The sequence below is a fragment of the Streptomyces sp. NBC_00224 genome (assembly GCF_041435195.1).
Classification (GTDB): Bacteria; Actinomycetota; Actinomycetes; order Streptomycetales; family Streptomycetaceae; genus Streptomyces.
Genome location: NZ_CP108106.1, coordinates 2861629 through 2878465, shown reverse-complemented (window position 1 = coordinate 2878465; position 16837 = coordinate 2861629). Strand labels below are relative to the sequence as shown.

Here is a 16837-nt window from a genome sequence, read left to right as displayed (position 1 = left end):
CCGTTCCCTGAACAAGCGTTCCCTAACAAGTGTTTGGTAGGTTAGCCTGCGGACGTGACCGACAACAAGGTTCCGTACGTGCCCGGGCACGGTCTCCTCGACGGCCGCACCGCCGTCGTCACCGCCGCCGCCGGGGCCGGGATCGGCGGCGCGACCGCCCGCAGGTTCCTTGAGGAGGGCGCGCGGGTGCTGGTGAGCGACGCGCACGCGCGCAGGCTCAAGGAGACCGAGGAGGCCCTGGCGGCCGAGTTCGGCGCCGGCGCCGTGGCCGCGCTGCCCTGCGACGTCACCGACGACGCACAGGTGCGCGCGCTCTTCGCCGAGGCGGTACGGCTCCACGGCCGCCTCGACGTCGTCGTCAACAACGCGGGCCTGGGCGGCACGGCCGAGCTGGCCGACATGAGCGACGAGCAGTGGGACCGGGTCCTCGACGTCACCCTCAACGGCACCTTCCGGTGCACCAGGGCGGCCCTGCGCGCCTATCGAGCCGCCGGCCGGGGCGGCGTGATCGTCAACAACGCGTCCGTCGTCGGCTGGCGCGCCCAGGCCGGGCAGGCCCACTACGCCGCCGCCAAGGCGGGCGTCATGGCGCTCACCCGCTGCGCGGCGATCGAGGCGGCCGCCCACGGAGTGCGGGTCAACGCGGTCTCGCCCTCCCTCGCCATGCACCCCCACCTCGCCAAGGTCACCTCCGCCGAGCTCCTCGACGAACTCGCCGCGCGGGAGGCCTTCGGGCGGTACGCCGAGCCGTGGGAGGTGGCCAACGTCGTCGTCTTCCTGGCCAGCGACTACTCCTCGTACATGACCGGCGAAGTCGTCGCCGTCAGCAGCCAGCACGCGTAGGGCCAGAATGGGCGCGTGCCAGCGAACAAGAAGAAGCCCCAGGTGACCGCCGTGCCCGAGCGGCGCGGAGAACTCCTCGCCACCGCGGCCGAGGTGTTCGCCGCCCAGGGCTACAACGCCACCACCGTCCGCAGGATCGCCGACGAGGCGGGCATGCTCGCGGGCAGCCTCTACTACCACTTCGATTCCAAGGAATCGATGCTCGACGAGATCCTCTCCACCTTCCTGACCGAGCTGTGGGAGGGGTACGACGCCGTCCTCGCGGCCGGGCTCGGCCCGCGCGAGACCATCGAGGCCCTGGTCACCGAGTCCTTCCGGGAGATCGACCGGCACCGGGCCGCCGTCGCGATCTACCAGAAGGAGTCCAGGCACCTCACCGCGCTGCCGCGCTTCGGCTACCTCGCCGACTCGCAGCGGAAGTTCGAACAGGCGTGGCTGGGGACCCTGGAGCGCGGGGTCGCGGCGAACGCGTTCCGCGCGGACCTGGACGTCCGGCTCACCTACCGGTTCGTCCGCGACACGGTGTGGGTGGCCGCGTCCTGGTACCGGCCCGGCGGACAGCACAGCCCGGAGGAGATCGCCCGCCAGTACCTGTCGATGGTGCTGGACGGAATCGCCGTACGAGAGTAATCCGCTGGCAGGTCAAGGGAGTCGGGAATGGCCGAGGCATACATAGTCGAAGCGGTGCGCACCCCGGTGGGGCGGCGCGGGGGCGGGCTCGCGGGCGTCCATCCGGCGGATCTGGGGGCGCATGTGCTCGGCGCGCTCGTCGAGCGCTGCGGGATCGACCCGGCCGCCGTCGAGGACGTCGTCTTCGGCTGCCTCGACGCGGTCGGGCCGCAGGCCGGGGACATCGCGCGGACGGCGTGGCTGGCGGCCGGGCTGCCGCAGGAGGTGCCGGGCGTCACCGTCGACCGCCAGTGCGGCTCGTCCCAGCAGGCCGTGCACTTCGCCGCGCAGGCCGTGCTCTCCGGCACCCAGGACCTGGTGGTCGCGGGCGGCACCCAGAACATGTCGATGATCCCGATCGCCTTCGCCTCCCGGCAGGCGGCCGAGCCGCTCGGCCTGACCGAGGGCCCGTTCGCCGGCTCGGCCGGCTGGCGGGCGCGGTACGGCGACCAGCCGGTCAACCAGTTCCACGGCGCCGAGCTCATCGCGCACAAGTGGGGGATCAGCCGCCAGGACCAGGAGGAGTTCGCGCTCCGCTCGCACCGGCGCGCGATCCGGGCGGTCGACGAGGGCCGTTTCGTACGCGAGACCGTGCCGTACGGCGACGTGCGCGTCGACGAGGGGCCGCGCCGCGACACGACCCCGGAGAAGATGGCCGCCCTGAAGCCGGTCGTCGAGGGCGGCACGATCACCGCCGCGTGCTCCTCCCAGGTCTCGGACGGCGCGGCGGCGATGCTCCTGGCGAGCGAGCGGGCCGTACGGGAGCACGGGCTCACCCCGCGCGCCCGGATCCACCACCTCTCGGTACGTGGCGAGGACCCCATCCGAATGCTCTCGGCGCCGATCCCGGCGACGGCGTACGCGCTGAAGAAGACGGGCCTGACGATCGACGCGATCGACCTGGTCGAGATCAACGAGGCCTTCGCGCCGGTGGTGCTCGCCTGGCTGAAGGAGACCGGCGCGGACCCGGCGAAGGTCAACGTCAACGGGGGCGCCATCGCGCTCGGTCACCCTTTGGGGGCCACCGGTGTACGGCTGATGACGACGCTGCTGCACGAGCTGGAGCGCACGGGCGGCCGCCTCGGCCTCCAGACGATGTGCGAGGGCGGTGGCCAGGCGAACGTGACGGTGATCGAGCGCCTCTGACCGGGCCCGGGGGAGTGGTGCGGCCCACACGGCCGCACCTGCCCCTGAGGGGGTGACGTGGTACAGTTTCTCCGTTGCAGTTTTGGTACCCATAGACTTTATGTGCGCCTGACGGGAATGTTCCTCAGGCGCATTATTGTTTTTCCGGCTTTCTCCGGATGGGGCCCCTACCTATTCAGGAGAATGACATGGCTACTGGCACCGTGAAGTGGTTCAACTCGGAAAAGGGCTTCGGCTTCATCGAGCAGGACGGTGGCGGCCCGGACGTCTTCGCCCACTACTCGAACATCGCCTCCTCCGGCTTCCGTGAGCTCCTTGAGGGCCAGAAGGTCTCCTTCGAGGTCACCCAGGGTCAGAAGGGCCTGCAGGCGGAGAACATCCTCCCCGCCTGATCACGGCGAATTCCGAGCCGGGGCCCGCACCGCGCAGGTGCGGGTCCCGGCTTGCGTGCTGTCCGTCCACCGGGCCCAGGAAGGCAATTTCCGTATGACGCGTATGACCCCCCGCAAGCGCTCCACCTCCAGCTCCGCCAAGCCCGCCGCGAACGCCGCGCGCGGCCGGACCGTGCAGCCGCAGGGCGAATTCACGTTGCCGGAAACGGTCACGCCCGCGCTGCCCTCGGTGGCCGGTTTCGACGACCTCGACATGCCCGCGGCGCTCCTCAAGACGCTGGCCGCGCAGGGCGTCACCGAGCCGTTCCCGATCCAGGCCGCGACCCTGCCGAACTCCCTCGCGGGCCGCGACATCCTCGGCCGGGGCCGCACGGGCTCGGGCAAGACCCTCGCCTTCGGCCTCGCGCTCCTCGCCCGTACGGCCGGCCACCGCGCCGAGCCGAAGGCGCCGCTCGCCCTCGTACTCGTGCCGACGCGTGAGCTGGCCCAGCAGGTCACCGACGCGCTGACGCCGTACGCCACGGCCGTCAACCTGCGCCTGACCACGGTCGTGGGCGGGCTCTCGCTCACCAAGCAGGCGAACGCGCTGCGGCGCGGCGCCGAGGTGCTCGTGGCGACGCCCGGCCGTCTCAAGGACCTCATAGAGCGCGGCGACTGCGTGCTCGGCCAGGTGCGGATCACCGTGCTCGACGAGGCCGACCAGATGGCCGACATGGGCTTCATGCCGCAGGTCGTGGCGCTGCTGAAGCAGGTGGAGCCGGGTGGTCAGCGGATGCTGTTCTCGGCGACCCTGGACAAGAACATCGACCGCCTGGTCCGCATGTTCCTGACCGACCCGGTCGTCCACTCGGTGGACCCGTCGGCGGGCGCGGTCACGACGATGGAACACCACGTCCTCTACATCCAGGACGAGACCGACAAGAAGGCCGTCACCGCGCGGATCGCGGCGCGCGACGGCCGGGTGATCATGTTCCTGGACACCAAGCGTTCGGTCGACCGGCTGGTCAAGCGGCTGCTCGCGAGCGGCGTACGGGCGGGGGGCCTGCACGGCGGCCGCTCCCAGCCGCAGCGCAACCGCACCCTTGAGCAGTTCAAGAACGGCCAGGTCACCGCGCTCGTCGCGACGAACGTGGCGGCGCGCGGCATCCACGTCGACGACCTCGACCTGGTCGTCAACGTCGACCCGCCCACGGACCACAAGGACTACCTCCACCGGGGCGGCCGCACCGCCCGCGCGGGCGAGTCGGGCAGCGTCGTGACGCTGGTCCTGCCCGAGCAGAAGCGCGAGATGAGCCGTCTGATGACGTTCGCGGGGATCCGTCCCCGGACGGCGGCGGTGAAGTCGAGCGACGAGGAGCTGGTACGGGTCACGGGCGCGCGCGAGCCGTCCGGCGTGCCGGTCGTGGTCGAGGTCCCCGCCCCGACGCCGCCGTCGGGTACCCGCACCCGGAGCCGGGGCGCCCGCTCGGGCTCCCGCACGTCGTCGGGCCGCACGGGCCAGTCCCAGGGCGCCCGTACGCAGGGCTCCACCCAGGGTGGCCGCACGCAGGGCTCCGCCCAGGGTGGCCGGGGTGGGCAGTCCCAGGGCGCGGCCCGGGGTGCCCAGTCCCAGGGCGCCCGCGCCCAGGCCGGCGGCGCGCGCCGTGGCCGCCCCCAGTCGGGCGGCCGCCGCAGCACGCCGGCGTAGCCGGATCTTCCACCGGTTTCAGCCCCCACACCCCGTTGCGGGGCTTCGCCCCGGGCCCCGTGTTTGTCTGCGGGCCCGGTGGGGGCTGGTCGCGCAGTTCCCCGCGCCCCTGGAAGCGCCCCTCCGGGGCGCCCAGGGGATGGCGCGCAGCGGCATTTGAGGGGCGCGGGGAACTGCGCGACCAGCCACGGACGGCCCGCAGGCGAACGGCGGCCGGGCGCAGCCCCGCCCGGGGGTCCGGGGGCGTAGCCCCCGGGAAAGCCCACCTCCACCCCCCTCCCACCCCCGGAGGGTTTAGGGAAGGGGCGGGGTGGGGCCCAGGTCCCGGAGGGTCGACAGCGTCGCCGTCGCCTCCCGCATCACCCGCCCCACCAGCTCCCCCACACTCGGCAGATCCTCGATCACCCCCGCCACCTGCCCCGACGCCATCACCCCCGCCTCCACCCGCCCCTCCACCATCGACGCCCGCAGCAGCATCGGCGTATTCGCCGCGAGCAGCACCTGACTCCACGTCAGGTCCTTGCCGTGGCGCAGCGCGCGGCCGTCCGCGACGAGGCGGGCCCACGACGAGCCCGACAGCGAGCGGAACGCCGCCGCGTGCCGCACGGCCGAGACCAGCGAACGCACCCGCCCGGCCCGTTCGAGCGACGCCACCAGCTCCGTGCGGAGCATGCGGTGCGGCAACCCGTCCACCGCCCGCGTCACGATCACATCGGACACCCCCGCCGCCAGATACCGCGCCTTCACCGCATCCGGCACCGGAGAGTCCGACGTGAGCAGGAACCGCGTGCCCATCGCGACCCCCGCCGCCCCGTACGCCAACGCCGCCACGAGCCCGCGCCCGTCGTGGAAGCCCCCGGCCGCCACCACCGGGATGTCCACCGCGTCCACGACCTGCGGCAGCAGGACCGTCGTCGCCACCTCGCCGGTGTGCCCGCCGCCCTCCCCGCCCTGCACGATCACCGCGTCCGCGCCCCACGCCGCCACCTTCTCGGCGTGCCGCCGCGCCCCGACGGACGGCACGACCACCACCCCGGCGTCCTTGAGCGAGGCGATCAGCTCCCGCGAGGGGGCGAGCGCGAAGGACGCCACCCGTACCCCCTCCTCCACGATGATCCGCACCCGCTCCCGTGCGTCCCCCGCGTCCGCCCGCAGATTCACCCCGAACGGCGCGTCCGTACGCGACTTGACCTCCCGTACCGCCGCGCGCAGCTCCCGCGTGGTCATCGTCGCCGAGGCGAGGATGCCCAGCGCCCCGGCTTCGGCCGTGGCCGACACCAGACGGGGACCGGCCACCCACCCCATCCCCGTCTGTACGATCGGGTGCCGCACCCCCACCAGGCGGGTCAGTGCCGTCTCCATCAGCGACGGACCTCCCCGTCGCGCCGCCCCTCCGGGTCCAGCACCTCTCGTATCAGGTGCAGTTCTTCAGTAGTCGGATCTCGCGTGTACGGGACTTTGTCCTCCACCGTCAGCTCGAAGCCCGTCGCCGCGCGTACCCGTTCCACCGTCACCCCGGGGTGCAGCGACGCCAGCCGCATCGTGCGGCCGGGTGTGGCGAAGTCGAGGACGCCGAGGTCGCTGACGACCCGGGGGATGCGGTGGTAACGCGCCCCGGCGGCGGCCGCCCGGTCGTAGCCGACGCCGCACACCATGTCGACCTCGGGTACGAACACCCGGGGGGAGTGGCGCGGGATCCAGTAACTCACCGGGTTGTTGAGGGTGTTGACGGGGGCGCCGCGCACCCCGAGCAACTGGCGGGTGGGCGCCGCCCAGTCGCCGATGCAGGAGATGTTCTGGTTGCCGAACCGGTCGATCTGGCTCGCGCCCATCATCACGTGCCGTCTGCCCCCGGTGACCATGGTCAGATGGCGGCGGTACGGCAGCCAGCCCTCGGCCGCCCCGTCCGCCCCGACCAGCGTCGCCTCGCCGTCGGTGAGCAGCAGGTCCGGGGCGAAGGTGCGCCGGGCCAGCCGCGCGCCGAGCGACGGGATCAGGCCCATCGGACTGGCCAGCACCTCCCCGTCGCCGCGCCACGCCTCGGCGCAGGCGATCACGCAGTACTCGGCGCGGCTGATCACCACGGTCGAGTCCGTCATCGGACCTCCTCGTGCCAGGCCTGGACGGCCGACTGGTAGCTCTTCTCGTCCGGCCCCGCCAGGAACCGCGTGGCGAACTCGTCCCACGGCGTCGTCGCGTACAGCTTCTGGAACGGCTCGTCCCGCCCGTAGTCCGGTACGCACGACGTGAAGTGCGCCCCGTTCGGCGCCTCGACGACGCCCGTGACCGAGTGGCGTCCGACGAGGAGGGTCTGCGGGACGGCGTCCGCGAAGCCGCCCGGTTCGACGAGACGTTCGCAGGAGACGTACGCGCTGTCGGCGGCCTCGCAGAACAGGTCGTCGAAGTAGGGGTCGGGGCCCAGGTACTGGGCGTTGCCGAGCCGGTCGGCGCGGTTGAGGTGGACCAGGGCCGCGTCCATGTGGAGCGCGGGCACGGCCACGAACGTCTCCCCGTCCTCGTACGGCGAAGTCACCGTCCGCAGACCGGGGTTGACCCGCATGACGTCCGAGCCGAGTCCGGCCCGTACCGGCAGGAAGGGCAGCCGGTTGGCGGCCGCGTGCAGCCCCCACATGAACATCGCCTCGTCGATCTCCGTCAGCGTGAACGCCCCCGCCTCGCGCGCCGCGCGGAAGTGCGGCTCCAGCGGGATGGAGTCGAGGGTGGCGAAGGGGGCGACCAGTCTGCGGATCCTTCCGGCGGCCGCGAGCAGGCCGACGTCCGGGCCGCCGTACGAGATCACCGTCAGATCCGTCACCGGCGCTCTGAGCAGCGCCCTGACCAGCGCCATCGGCTTGCGGCGCGAGCCCCAGCCGCCGATGCCGAGGGTCATGCCGCTGTGCAGCCGCGCGACGACCTCCTCGGGCGTCATGGTCTTGTCCGTCATGCCCGCTCCCTCCCCTTCCCCGGTTGCTCGCCGAAGGTGTCGCGGACCCGGTCGGCCACGCCGCTGAGGTTGGCCTCGAACGTGAAGCCCTGCTCGAAGCGGTAGCTGCGGCGGACGTCGACGGGGTCGATGCCGTTGATGGCGGCCTTGGCCAGCCGGATCAGCGAGCCGTCCTTGCGGGCGATCTCACGCGCCAACTCCAGGGCGGAGTCGAGGAGTTCGGACCGCCGGACGACCTTCCACACCGATCCGTGGGCCAGCAGTTCCCGGGCCGTGGCCGTCCGCGAGGTGTAGTAGAGCGCGCGCATCAGGTGCTGGGGGACGAGCCGGGCCAGATGGGTGGCGGCGCCGAGCGCGCCCCGGTCCAGCTCGGGCAGCCCGAAGGTGGCGTCCTCGCTCGCGACCACCACATCGGCGTTGCCGACCAGGCCGATCCCGCCGCCCAGGCAGTGCCCCTGCACCGCCGCGACCACCGGCACCTCGCACTCGTACACCGCCGCGAAGGCCTCGTAACAGCCCCGGTTGGCGCCGATGAGCGCGCTGTGGCCGGGGTCGCGCTGCATCTCCTTGATGTCGACCCCGGCGTTGAAGCCGCGCCCCTCGGCGGCCAGGACGACACAGCGGATCCGGGGGTCGCGCCCGGCCGTGCGCACGGCGTCGGCCAGCTCGTACCAGCCGTGCACGGGAAGCGCGTTGACGGGCGGGAAGTCGACGGTGACGAGGGAAATCCCCTTCTCGGGGCCGGTGGTGGAGACACCCATGAGCGGATCAGCTACCTTTCCACCAAACATTTGTTAGGTAGGGAAGGTAGCAGCGGATGGAGCTGGCCGGGAAGGCGGCGGTCGTCACGGGCGGCACCCGGGGCGTCGGCGCGGGCATCGCGCGGGCGTTCCTCGCGGCGGGCGCCGAGGTGGTGGTCTGCGCCCGCAGGCCACCGGAGCGGCCGGTCGAAGCGGGGGGCAGGGAGGCCGAGTTCCGCCCGCTCGACCTGCGCGAACCCTCCGCCGTACGGGAGTTCTTCGACGCGGTCGCGGCGGCGTACGGGCACCTCGACGTGCTGGTCAACAACGCGGGCGGCACGCCCTACCGCCTCCTCGGGGAGTCGTCCGCCGAGCGTCACGCGCGCGTGGTGGAGCTCAACCTCACCGCGCCGCTCACCGCCTCGCTCGCCGCGTACCCGCATCTGCGGGCGTCCGGCGGCTCGGTGGTGATGATCGGCAGCGTCAGCGGTACGCGCGCCTCGCCCGGCACCGCCGCGTACGGCGCCGCCAAGGCGGGCCTGGAGAACCTGGCCCGCTCGATGGCGGTGGAGTGGGCGCCCGGGGTGCGGGTCAACACGCTCGTCCTGGGCATGGTCCGCACCGAGCTCGCGCAGCTGCACTACGGGGACGAGGAAGGCGTCGCGGCCGTCGCCCGGACCGTGCCCCTCGGTCGCCTCGCCGAGCCGGACGAGGTGGGGGAGGCGGCCGTCTTCCTCGCCTCCGGCCGGGCCGCGTACATCACCGGCGCGTCCCTCCTGGTCCACGGCGGCGGCGAGCGCCCGGCGTTCCTGGACGCGGCCACGGTCAACAAATCGCCCGAGCGGCAAGGGAGTTGAGATGACGGACAGCAGTGCGGGACGGGTCGTCGTGGTGACCGGGGCGGGGCGGGGGCTCGGCCGTGCGCACGCCCTGGCGTTCGCGGCCGAGGGGGCGAAGGTCGTCGTCAACGACCTCGGCGTCGGCCTCGACGGCGCCCCGGCCCCCGGCAGCCCGGCCGAGCGGGTCGCCGCCGAGATCCGTACGGCGGGCGGCGAGGCGGTCGCGCACGGCGGGGACATCGCGACGGCGAAGGGAGCGGCCTCCCTCGTCGAAGCGGCCCTCGACCACTTCGGCCGCCTGGACACGCTGGTGAGCAACGCGGGCTTCCTGCGCGACCGGATGCTGGTCAACCTCGACGAGGACGACTGGGACGCGGTCCTCCGGGTCCACCTCAAGGGTCACTTCCTGCCGCTGCGGGAGGCGGCGGCGCACTGGCGCGCCGAGTCCAAGGCGGGCCGCCGTCCGGTCGCCCGGGTCGTCCACACGACCTCGGGCGCGGGTCTGCTCGGCAGTGTGGGCCAGGGGAACTACGCGGCGGCCAAGGCCGGGATCGTCGGCCTCACCCTGGTGGCCTCGGCGGAGCTCGCGCGGTACGGCGTCCAGGTCAACGCGATCGCCCCGGCGGCGCGCACCCGGATGACCGAGCGGGTCTTCACCGGCCTCGCGGCCGCGCCGGAGGACGTGTCGCCGCTGGTGGTGTGGCTCGGCTCGGCGGCGAGCGAGGGCGTGACGGGCCGGGTCTTCGAGGCGGAGGGGGGCCGCATCACGGTCATGGAGGGCTGGCGCGCAGGTCCGACGGCGGACAAGGGGGCCCGCTGGACCCCGGCGGAGGCGGGCGAGGCGGCCCGACGGCTGCTGGGGGAGGCGGAGGTGCCGGGGGCGGTGTACGGGGCGGGGTGAGGGGCGGGGCGGCGGCGCGTCCCGCGCTACCGCCCCAGCCGCGCCGCCGCCTCGCGCTGGAGCGTGCTGTTGCCGGCGAGGAAGCGGATCACGGTCCCCAGCTCCTCCGTGGTGAACTCCTCGCAGAATTCGGCCACTTGATGGGACCAGTCCACGAAGAACCGCTTCAGGCCATCGATGTTCTCCCAGCGGATCTCGATGAGGACGCGCCGCTTGTCCGTGGGGTGCTTGGCACGTCGTACGAACCCCTTGGCCTCCAGGCGGTCGACGAGGCCGGTGACGGAGGCGGGGGCGAGGCCGGTGTGCTGGGAGAGTTCCTTCGCGGTGAGCGGACCGAACCGTTCCAGCAGGTCGAGCGTCTTGGTTTCGGAGGCGCCCAGGCCTTGCCTTTCGGCGACCGCGGTGTGGAACATCACCGTGACACCGCTGTGTGCGCGCGTCACGGAGAGAAGATCTTCGACCGCCTTGGCACGGTCGGCAGCGAGGCTGTGGTCCATGGCGGGAGAGAGTAGCAAGTCTTTAGTTCGCGTAAACGAAAGAATGGCCAAATTCTTCCTATGAGAGCAAAGAGCGGCAGACGCTTCCGTTACGGGCGGGTGCCGCAGGTTAACTCGTGGGAAATTCAACGGAGTTGATGTTGACGGCCGCTGCTCTACGCGCGTCATCATGACCGCATGAGAATCCCCCCACGCATCACCACGCTCGGCGGAATAGCCACTCTCGCCGCCACCCTCCTCCTCGGCCCGGCCGCACTTCCGGCCACCGCGGCCGCCTCGTCGACGGTGTCCGTACAGAGCGTCGGCAGCATCTGCTACTCCGACCTGCCCTCGCAGGCGTACGACACGCTGCGGCTCATCGACAAGGGCGGCCCGTTCCCGTACTCCCAGGACGGCGTCGTCTTCTCCAACCGCGAGCACGTGCTGCCGTCGGAGTCGAGCGGCTACTACCACGAGTACACCGTGAAGACGCCCGGCTCCCCGACGCGCGGCGCCCGCCGCATCGTCACCGGACAGCAGACCGACCAGGACTACTACACCTCGGACCACTACGCGACGTTCGACCTGGTCGACCACGGCTGCTGAGCGACAGTGGGCGGACCCGGGCGGACCCGGGCGGGCAGGAGCCTCACGAGCCGTTGAGGCTCCTGCCCATCGCCCTCGACCCCGACGAGTTCCGGACGGTGAACGCCACCGTGCCCGGCAGATAGCGGTCCTGGGACCACTCCAGCGGCAGGCCGGCCGGGTCGGTGGAGCGGCGGCGCTCGCGCAGCAGGCCGTCACCGGCCCGGCAGCCGAGCAGCTCCGCGTCGGCGGCGTCCGCCGGGACCACGTCGATCGTGTGCAGGGCGTCGCTGAACAGCACCCCGTGCGCCTCCAGCTCGTCGGCGTGGGAGGCGAGGCCCGGGTCCATCGCCGCCACCAGCTCGCCCACCCGCTCCGGGTAGGTCGTGCGCTCCACCATCACCGGGGTCCCGGAGAGCGTACGGACCCGAAGGACGCGGAAGATCCGCTCCCCGACCGGGAGTCGCAGGTGGTACGCCTCCTCCTCGGTCGCCCCGCCCGGATCCACCGCGACCGTCCGGCCGCCCGGCTCCTCGCCCTGCGAGCGCGCCCAGCGCGCGAACGACCGCAGCTCCTCGAAGCTCTGGAGCCGCGTCCCGCCCCCGCCGAGCACCACCCGCCGCGCCCCGCGCCGCGAGGTGACCAGACCGTCGGCCCGCAGCGCGGCGAGCGCCTGGCGGACCGTGCCCCTGGACACGCCGTAGGTACGGGCGAGTTCGTCCTCGGCGGGCAGCCGCGCCCCCGACCCGTACTCCCCGGCGGTGATGGCCGCCCGCAGATCGCCGGCCACCTTCCGGTACAGCGGCGCCGCCTTGCCTGCCATGTCGTTCCCCGTCCCCGTTCCTGTCCCCGTCAACTGCCCGCTAGTGCACGCTGATCAGCGAGCGCAGCAACGCCAGATCGGCTTCCTCCAGACTAGCCAGCACGGTCCGGCCCGCCGCGGGCGCGATGGGTTCCATCGACGGCACCGCGAGCACCGCGCACCCCGCCGCCTCGGCCGACGTCACTCCCGTCACCGTGTCCTCGACGGCCACGCACCGTGAAGGCTCGGCGCCGAGCGCCGCTGCCGCCGCCAGATAGGGATCGGGCGCGGGCTTGGTCCGTACGGTGTCCTCCGCCCCGTACACCGCGTCGAAGCGGTGCCCGGCCAGGGAGGCCGCGACCCGGTCGACGACGGCGCGCGGCGACGCCGACACCAGCGCGGTCGGCACGTGGTTGCGGCGCAGCACCGAAAGCAGCCGCAGCGCGCCCGGCCGGGGCTCGGCCCCGTCGGCGAGCCGCGCGGCGAACCCGTCGCCCAACTCGGCTGCCAGAACGTCCTGTTGAACGCCGAGCGGCTCGTACAGCATCGTGGCGGTGTCCTCGACGGACCGCCCGTACACCGCTGTGCGCCCGGTGCCCACCAGCGCGTACCCGTGCCGGGCCGCGATCTGCTCGACGACCTCGACCCAGGCCCGCTCGGTGTCGACCAGGGTGCCGTCCATGTCGAAGAGCACCGCCCGCAGCCCGCTCACGCCTCCTCACCCGCCGCGAGCACCGGACGCCGCTGCGGCCGTACGGTGACGGCCGCGCCCGCGCCGAACGCGCCCGCCGCGTGCGAGGGCAGATCGGCCTTCACCTCGGTGCCGTCCGCGAGCCGGACGCGCAGCCGGGTGCTGGCCCCGTGGAAGGAGCTGCCGGTCACGAGGTCGGGGCCGTCCGCCGACACGTCGAGCGCCTCGGGGCGCACCAGGAACGCGGTGGCACCGGCCGCCGGGCCGTCCACGGGAAGCGTGACGCCGAGGACCTCGGCCTGCCCGTCGGGGGCGAGGCGCCCCGGGACGCGGTTCATGGTGCCGATGAAGGACGCCACGAACGCGGTCGCCGGACGGTCGTACAACTCGGCCGGGGTCGCGCACTGTTCGAGCCGTCCGCCGCGCATCACCGCGACCCGGTCGGCCATCGACAGGGCCTCCTCCTGGTCGTGCGTGACGAACACGGTGGTGATCCCGAGCTCCAGCTGGAGCCGCCGGATCTCCTCGCGCAGGTTCACCCGCACCTGGGCGTCGAGCGCCGAGAGCGGCTCGTCGAGGAGCAGCAGCCGGGGCCGCAGGGCGAGCGCCCGGGCCAGCGCCACGCGCTGCTGCTGACCGCCGGAGAGCTGGTGCGGAAAGCGCCCGCCGTGGTCGGGCAGACCCACGAGCTCCAGCAACTCGGCGGCGCGCGAACGCCGTTCGGCCGCCGCGACCCTGCGCATCCGCATCCCGAAGGCCACGTTGTCGGCCGCGGTCAGATGCGGGAAGAGGCTGTACGACTGGAAGACCATCCCGGTGTCGCGACGGTTGGCCGGGACCGGCACGATGTCCTCGCCGTCGAGCAGCACCTGACCGGAGTCGGGCTTCTCGAAGCCCGCGAGGACCCGCAGCGCCGTGGTCTTGCCGCAGCCCGACGGGCCGAGCAGGGCGAGGAGTTCACCGGGTGCGACATCGAGGTCGAGCCCGTCGAGCGCGACGGCGGAGCCGAAGGTGCGGCGCAGCCCCCGGATCCTCAGGGCGGTTCCGGTGCGCGCAGGTGCGTCGGTGATCGTCACGCGCCCGCCTCCTTCTTGGTCTTGTCACTGCGGGGGGCGCGCGCCGAACGGGCGGCACGCGTACGGAAGACGGCGGTCAGAGCCAGCAGCAGCACCCAGGTCAGCACCAGGCTGAGCAGCGAGACGGCCACGGACAGCTGGGCGTTGGAGCCGGACGCCTGCACGATCCACACCGCGAACGGCTGGAATCCGAGCAGCTGCGCCACGGTGAACTCGCCGAGCACCAGCGCGAGCGCCAGGAACGAGGCGTTGAGCAGCGCGGTGCGCAGATTGGGCAGGACGACCGAGACGATCGCCCGGGGCCAGGAGGCGCCCAGGTCACGGGCGGCCTCGACGAGCGTACGGACGTCGACGGCCCGCAGCCCCGCCTCCAGCGAGCGGTAGACGAACGGCAGCGCCATCACCACGTACGCGAGCACCAGCACTACGGGGAAGTCGGGGTCCTGCACCGCGACGAACGTCTCGTACAGCGGAGTGGTGGCGAGGTGGTCGGGCCCCCACTTCAGCACGGTCCCGATCCCGGCGACCAGCGCGACCGGCGGCACCACCAGCGGAAGTGTGCAGACCACTTCGAGCACCGAGCGCAGCCGCCCCGAGCCGGAGAGCCGCACCGCGAGCGCGGCCGGGAGCGTCAGGAGCAGCGCCAGGGCGACCGTGGTGAGCCCGAGGCCGAGGGAGAGCAGCAGTGCGGTGGTGAAGCCGTCGGCGGAGAAGATCTGCGTGTACGAATCAAGGGTGAACCCCTGACCCGGCACATCCACCGTGAAAACGAGAGCCGCGATCAGCGGAACCAGGAAGTAGAGCCCGGCGGCGCCGAGGACGACGCCGCGCCACGGGCGCACCCCGGCCGGGATCAGGCGAGCCATCGGGCGCTCCTTCGCTGCAGCGGCAGATGGACGGCCATGACGAGCGCCGCGACCAGGATCATGTCGAGGCTGAGGGCGAGCGCCACGTTCTCCTGGCCGATCAGGACGTTGCCGGAGAGCGCGTCCGCGATCTGGAGCGTCACCAGCGGCACCGAGCTGCCGACCATCGCGGCGGCCGTGGCGTACGCGGCGAAGGCGCTGCCGAAGAGCAGCACGAACCCGCCGAGCAGCGTCGGCAGCAGCACCGGGATGCCCACGTGCCGCCAGTACTGCCAGGCACTGGCACCGGAGTTGAGGGCGGCCTCGCGCCACTGCGGCCGCAGCCCGTCGAGCGCGGGAGCGACGGTGAGGACCATCAGCGGCACCAGGAAGTACAGATAGGTAAGGGTGAGTCCCCAGAAGCTGTAGAGACTCCACCCGTGCCGGTCGAGGCCGAGGCGGGTGGTGAGCACACCGGCGTTGCCGAGGGTCGCGACGAAGGCGAACGCCAGCGGCACACCGCCGAAGTTGGCGAGGACGCCGGACGCGGTGAGCACGGCCTCGCGCAGCGCCCGGCCGCGCGAGGTGACGACGGCCTGGGCGAGCAGCAGTCCGAGCACCGAGCCGATGCCCGCGGTGACGGCGGCCAGCTTGAGGCTGCCGAGGAGCGCGGTGCGGTAGGCGCCGTGCAGGGACTGGTCGAGGTTGCCGAGCCCGTACGAGCCGTTGACGGTGAGCGCGCCGTTGAACATGGCGACGGCGGGGAGCCCGAAGGCGAGGGCCACGAAGGCGAGCAGGGGCAGGGCGGCGAGCCAGGGCCCGGGGGCCTTGAGGCCCCGCCGCCGGGGACGGCGCACGTCGGTCGCGGCGCCGGCCCCCGACGAGGAGGAGGTGATGAGTGACGAGGTCATGGATCAGATCAGCCCGAGATCGCCTTGGCCCAGCCCGCGGCGAGGACCTGCTTGGCCTTGGCGGTCTGCGCCTCGGCCGGGAACTTCGGGGTGCCCGCGACCTTGGGCAGCGCGGCCGCGGCGGCCTTGTCGAGCGAGCCGTCCTGCTCCATGGCGGTCATCAGCGCGGGACGGGCGTGCCCCTTCAGCCACAGGTTCTGCCCCTCGGCGGAGTACAGGTACTCCTGCCACAGTCGGGCGGCGGCGGGGTGCGGCGCGTCCTTGTTGATGGCCTGGGAGTAGTACTGGGCATAGATGCCGTCACTGGGCACGGCGACCTTCCAGTCCAGCCCCTTGCTCTTGAACTCTTCCCCATACCCGGCGTTGAGGTAGTCCCAGTCGATGCTGATCGGGGTCTCACCCTTCTCGACGGTGGCCGGGGTGGACTCGACGGGGTTGTAGTTCCCGTTCTTCTTGAGCTTGCCGAAGAAGTCGAGACCGGGCTGGATGTCGTCGAAGGACCCGCCGGAGGCGAGGGCGGCGGCATACACACCGGCGAAGGCCGAACCCGACTTGGTCGGGTTGCCGTTGAGCGCGACCTGCCCCTTGTACTGCGGCTTCAGCAGATCGGCGAAGGTCTGCGGGCACTGCTTCACACGCTTGGCGTCACAGCCGATGGAGACGTAGCCGCCGTAGTCGTTGAACCAGCGGGCCTGCGCGTCCTTCTGCCCCTCGGCGATCTTGTCGTACGCGGTCACCTTGTACGGGGCGGTCAGCCCCTGCTGGGCCGCGGCCTGCGCGAACGAGGCACCGAGGTCGAGCACGTCCGGGGCGCGGTCCTGGCCCTTGCGGGTCTTGACCGCGTTGATCTCGTCCTGACTGGTCCCGTCCGGGTTCTCGACGGCGACCTTGATCCCGTACTTCTTCTGGAACCCGTCGATGAGGGCCCCGTAGTTGGCCCAGTCGCGGGGGATGGCGATGGCGTTGAGCGTGCCTTCCTTCTTGGCGGCGGCGATGAGGGCATCCATCCCGCCGGCCTCGGCGGCGGACCCGGCGGCCGCGGCGGAAACCCCGCCGCCCTTCCCGCCCGAGTCGACGTTCTTGGCGTCACTCTTCGCGCCACAGGCGGCAAGAGCGAACGCGGATGCGGTGAGCGCGAGGGCGATACCGGCGGTGCGGATACGGGGGGCGGTCGTCACGAGGGCTCCATGAGGGGCGAGGTTGTACAGCCAACTGTTGTACAGACAACTCCTTCATTACGGGGGTGGGGCGTGACGCGGCGGTGAACGCGGGGCGTCGGGGAGGGCGGGA

At 72.5% G+C, this 16837-nt stretch carries 19 protein-coding genes; 8 read left to right on the top strand and 11 right to left on the bottom strand.

The features are described from left to right. Nucleotides 1–54: 54 nt before the first annotated feature. The 5 genes from OG965_RS12835 to OG965_RS12815 all read left to right on the top strand — a co-directional run bounded on the left by OG965_RS12835 (nt 55) and on the right by OG965_RS12815 (nt 4737). Nucleotides 55–843, top strand: a complete 789-nt coding sequence (locus tag OG965_RS12835) for an SDR family oxidoreductase (protein ID WP_371652147.1) — start codon at nt 55–57, stop codon at nt 841–843. A gap of 15 nt (nt 844–858) precedes the next feature. After that, complete coding sequence (locus OG965_RS12830; RefSeq protein WP_371652146.1) at nt 859–1473, top strand: TetR/AcrR family transcriptional regulator; 615 nt, start codon at nt 859–861, stop codon at nt 1471–1473. A gap of 27 nt (nt 1474–1500) precedes the next feature. After that, entirely contained in the window at nt 1501–2658 is a 1158-nt protein-coding gene (locus tag OG965_RS12825; protein WP_371652144.1) for an acetyl-CoA C-acetyltransferase, read from the top strand. Nucleotides 2659–2846: 188 nt separating this feature from the next. After that, entirely contained in the window at nt 2847–3050 is a 204-nt protein-coding gene (locus OG965_RS12820; RefSeq protein WP_053727847.1) for a cold-shock protein, read from the top strand. 94 nt (nt 3051–3144) lie between these two features. Further along, a complete protein-coding gene (locus OG965_RS12815; protein WP_371652142.1) occupies nt 3145–4737 on the top strand; it encodes a DEAD/DEAH box helicase in 1593 nt (530 codons plus the stop codon). A 294-nt stretch (nt 4738–5031) separates the two neighbouring features. Here OG965_RS12815 and OG965_RS12810 read toward each other — a convergent pair whose 3' ends face one another. From OG965_RS12810 to OG965_RS12795, 4 genes are read right to left on the bottom strand one after another with little or no spacing between them, the layout of a single operon-like run. Further along, a complete protein-coding gene (locus tag OG965_RS12810; protein WP_371652141.1) occupies nt 5032–6099 on the bottom strand; it encodes an NAD(P)H-dependent flavin oxidoreductase in 1068 nt (355 codons plus the stop codon). Beyond that, on the bottom strand, nt 6099–6836 hold the full coding sequence (locus OG965_RS12805; RefSeq protein WP_371652140.1) for a CoA-transferase subunit beta: 738 nt from the start codon (nt 6834–6836) through the stop codon (nt 6099–6101). The genes OG965_RS12810 and OG965_RS12805 overlap by 1 nt, the downstream gene beginning before the upstream one ends. After that, the gene (locus OG965_RS12800; RefSeq protein WP_371652139.1) at nt 6833–7681 is read right to left on the bottom strand and encodes a CoA transferase subunit A; all 849 of its coding nucleotides are present in this window, start codon (nt 7679–7681) and stop codon (nt 6833–6835) included. The genes OG965_RS12805 and OG965_RS12800 overlap by 4 nt, the downstream gene beginning before the upstream one ends. Next, the gene (locus OG965_RS12795; protein WP_371652137.1) at nt 7678–8442 is read right to left on the bottom strand and encodes an enoyl-CoA hydratase family protein; all 765 of its coding nucleotides are present in this window, start codon (nt 8440–8442) and stop codon (nt 7678–7680) included. The genes OG965_RS12800 and OG965_RS12795 overlap by 4 nt, the downstream gene beginning before the upstream one ends. A gap of 56 nt (nt 8443–8498) precedes the next feature. Here OG965_RS12795 and OG965_RS12790 point away from each other — a divergent pair, with 56 nt between their 5' ends. Next, the gene (locus OG965_RS12790) at nt 8499–9278 is read left to right on the top strand and encodes an SDR family oxidoreductase (protein ID WP_371652136.1); all 780 of its coding nucleotides are present in this window, start codon (nt 8499–8501) and stop codon (nt 9276–9278) included. A gap of 1 nt (nt 9279) precedes the next feature. Continuing rightward, a complete protein-coding gene (locus OG965_RS12785) occupies nt 9280–10161 on the top strand; it encodes an SDR family oxidoreductase (protein ID WP_371652135.1) in 882 nt (293 codons plus the stop codon). Nucleotides 10162–10187: 26 nt separating this feature from the next. Here the strand turns inward: OG965_RS12785 and OG965_RS12780 are convergent, their stop codons facing one another. After that, nucleotides 10188–10658 carry a MarR family winged helix-turn-helix transcriptional regulator gene (locus OG965_RS12780; protein ID WP_371652133.1) on the bottom strand — a complete coding sequence of 157 codons (471 nt, stop codon included), beginning with the start codon at nt 10656–10658 and terminating at the stop codon, nt 10188–10190. A gap of 177 nt (nt 10659–10835) precedes the next feature. Between OG965_RS12780 and OG965_RS12775 the strand changes: the two genes are divergently transcribed. After that, nucleotides 10836–11243, top strand: coding sequence for a ribonuclease domain-containing protein (locus OG965_RS12775; protein ID WP_371652131.1), 408 nt, complete (start codon nt 10836–10838; stop codon nt 11241–11243). Between the two features lie 43 nt (nt 11244–11286). Here OG965_RS12775 and OG965_RS12770 read toward each other — a convergent pair whose 3' ends face one another. The 6 genes from OG965_RS12770 to OG965_RS12745 are packed head-to-tail and all read right to left on the bottom strand — an operon-like array spanning nt 11287 to nt 16725. Then, nucleotides 11287–12045 carry a GntR family transcriptional regulator gene (locus OG965_RS12770; RefSeq protein ID WP_371652130.1) on the bottom strand — a complete coding sequence of 253 codons (759 nt, stop codon included), beginning with the start codon at nt 12043–12045 and terminating at the stop codon, nt 11287–11289. Nucleotides 12046–12085: 40 nt separating this feature from the next. Beyond that, entirely contained in the window at nt 12086–12736 is a 651-nt protein-coding gene (locus tag OG965_RS12765) for an HAD family hydrolase (protein ID WP_371652129.1), read from the bottom strand. Further along, nucleotides 12733–13791: an ABC transporter ATP-binding protein gene (locus OG965_RS12760; RefSeq protein ID WP_371652127.1), complete on the bottom strand. Its 1059-nt coding sequence runs from the start codon at nt 13789–13791 to the stop codon at nt 12733–12735. Before OG965_RS12760 ends, OG965_RS12765 begins: the two co-directional genes overlap by 4 nt. Continuing rightward, nucleotides 13788–14657, bottom strand: coding sequence for an ABC transporter permease (locus tag OG965_RS12755; RefSeq protein ID WP_371652126.1), 870 nt, complete (start codon nt 14655–14657; stop codon nt 13788–13790). Before OG965_RS12755 ends, OG965_RS12760 begins: the two co-directional genes overlap by 4 nt. Beyond that, the gene (locus tag OG965_RS12750) at nt 14645–15547 is read right to left on the bottom strand and encodes an ABC transporter permease (protein WP_371652125.1); all 903 of its coding nucleotides are present in this window, start codon (nt 15545–15547) and stop codon (nt 14645–14647) included. Before OG965_RS12750 ends, OG965_RS12755 begins: the two co-directional genes overlap by 13 nt. 8 nt (nt 15548–15555) lie before the next feature. Further along, nucleotides 15556–16725 (bottom strand): ABC transporter substrate-binding protein, encoded by a 1170-nt coding sequence (locus OG965_RS12745; protein WP_371652124.1) that lies wholly within the window; start codon nt 16723–16725, stop codon nt 15556–15558. Between the last annotated feature and the right edge of the window lie 112 nt (nt 16726–16837).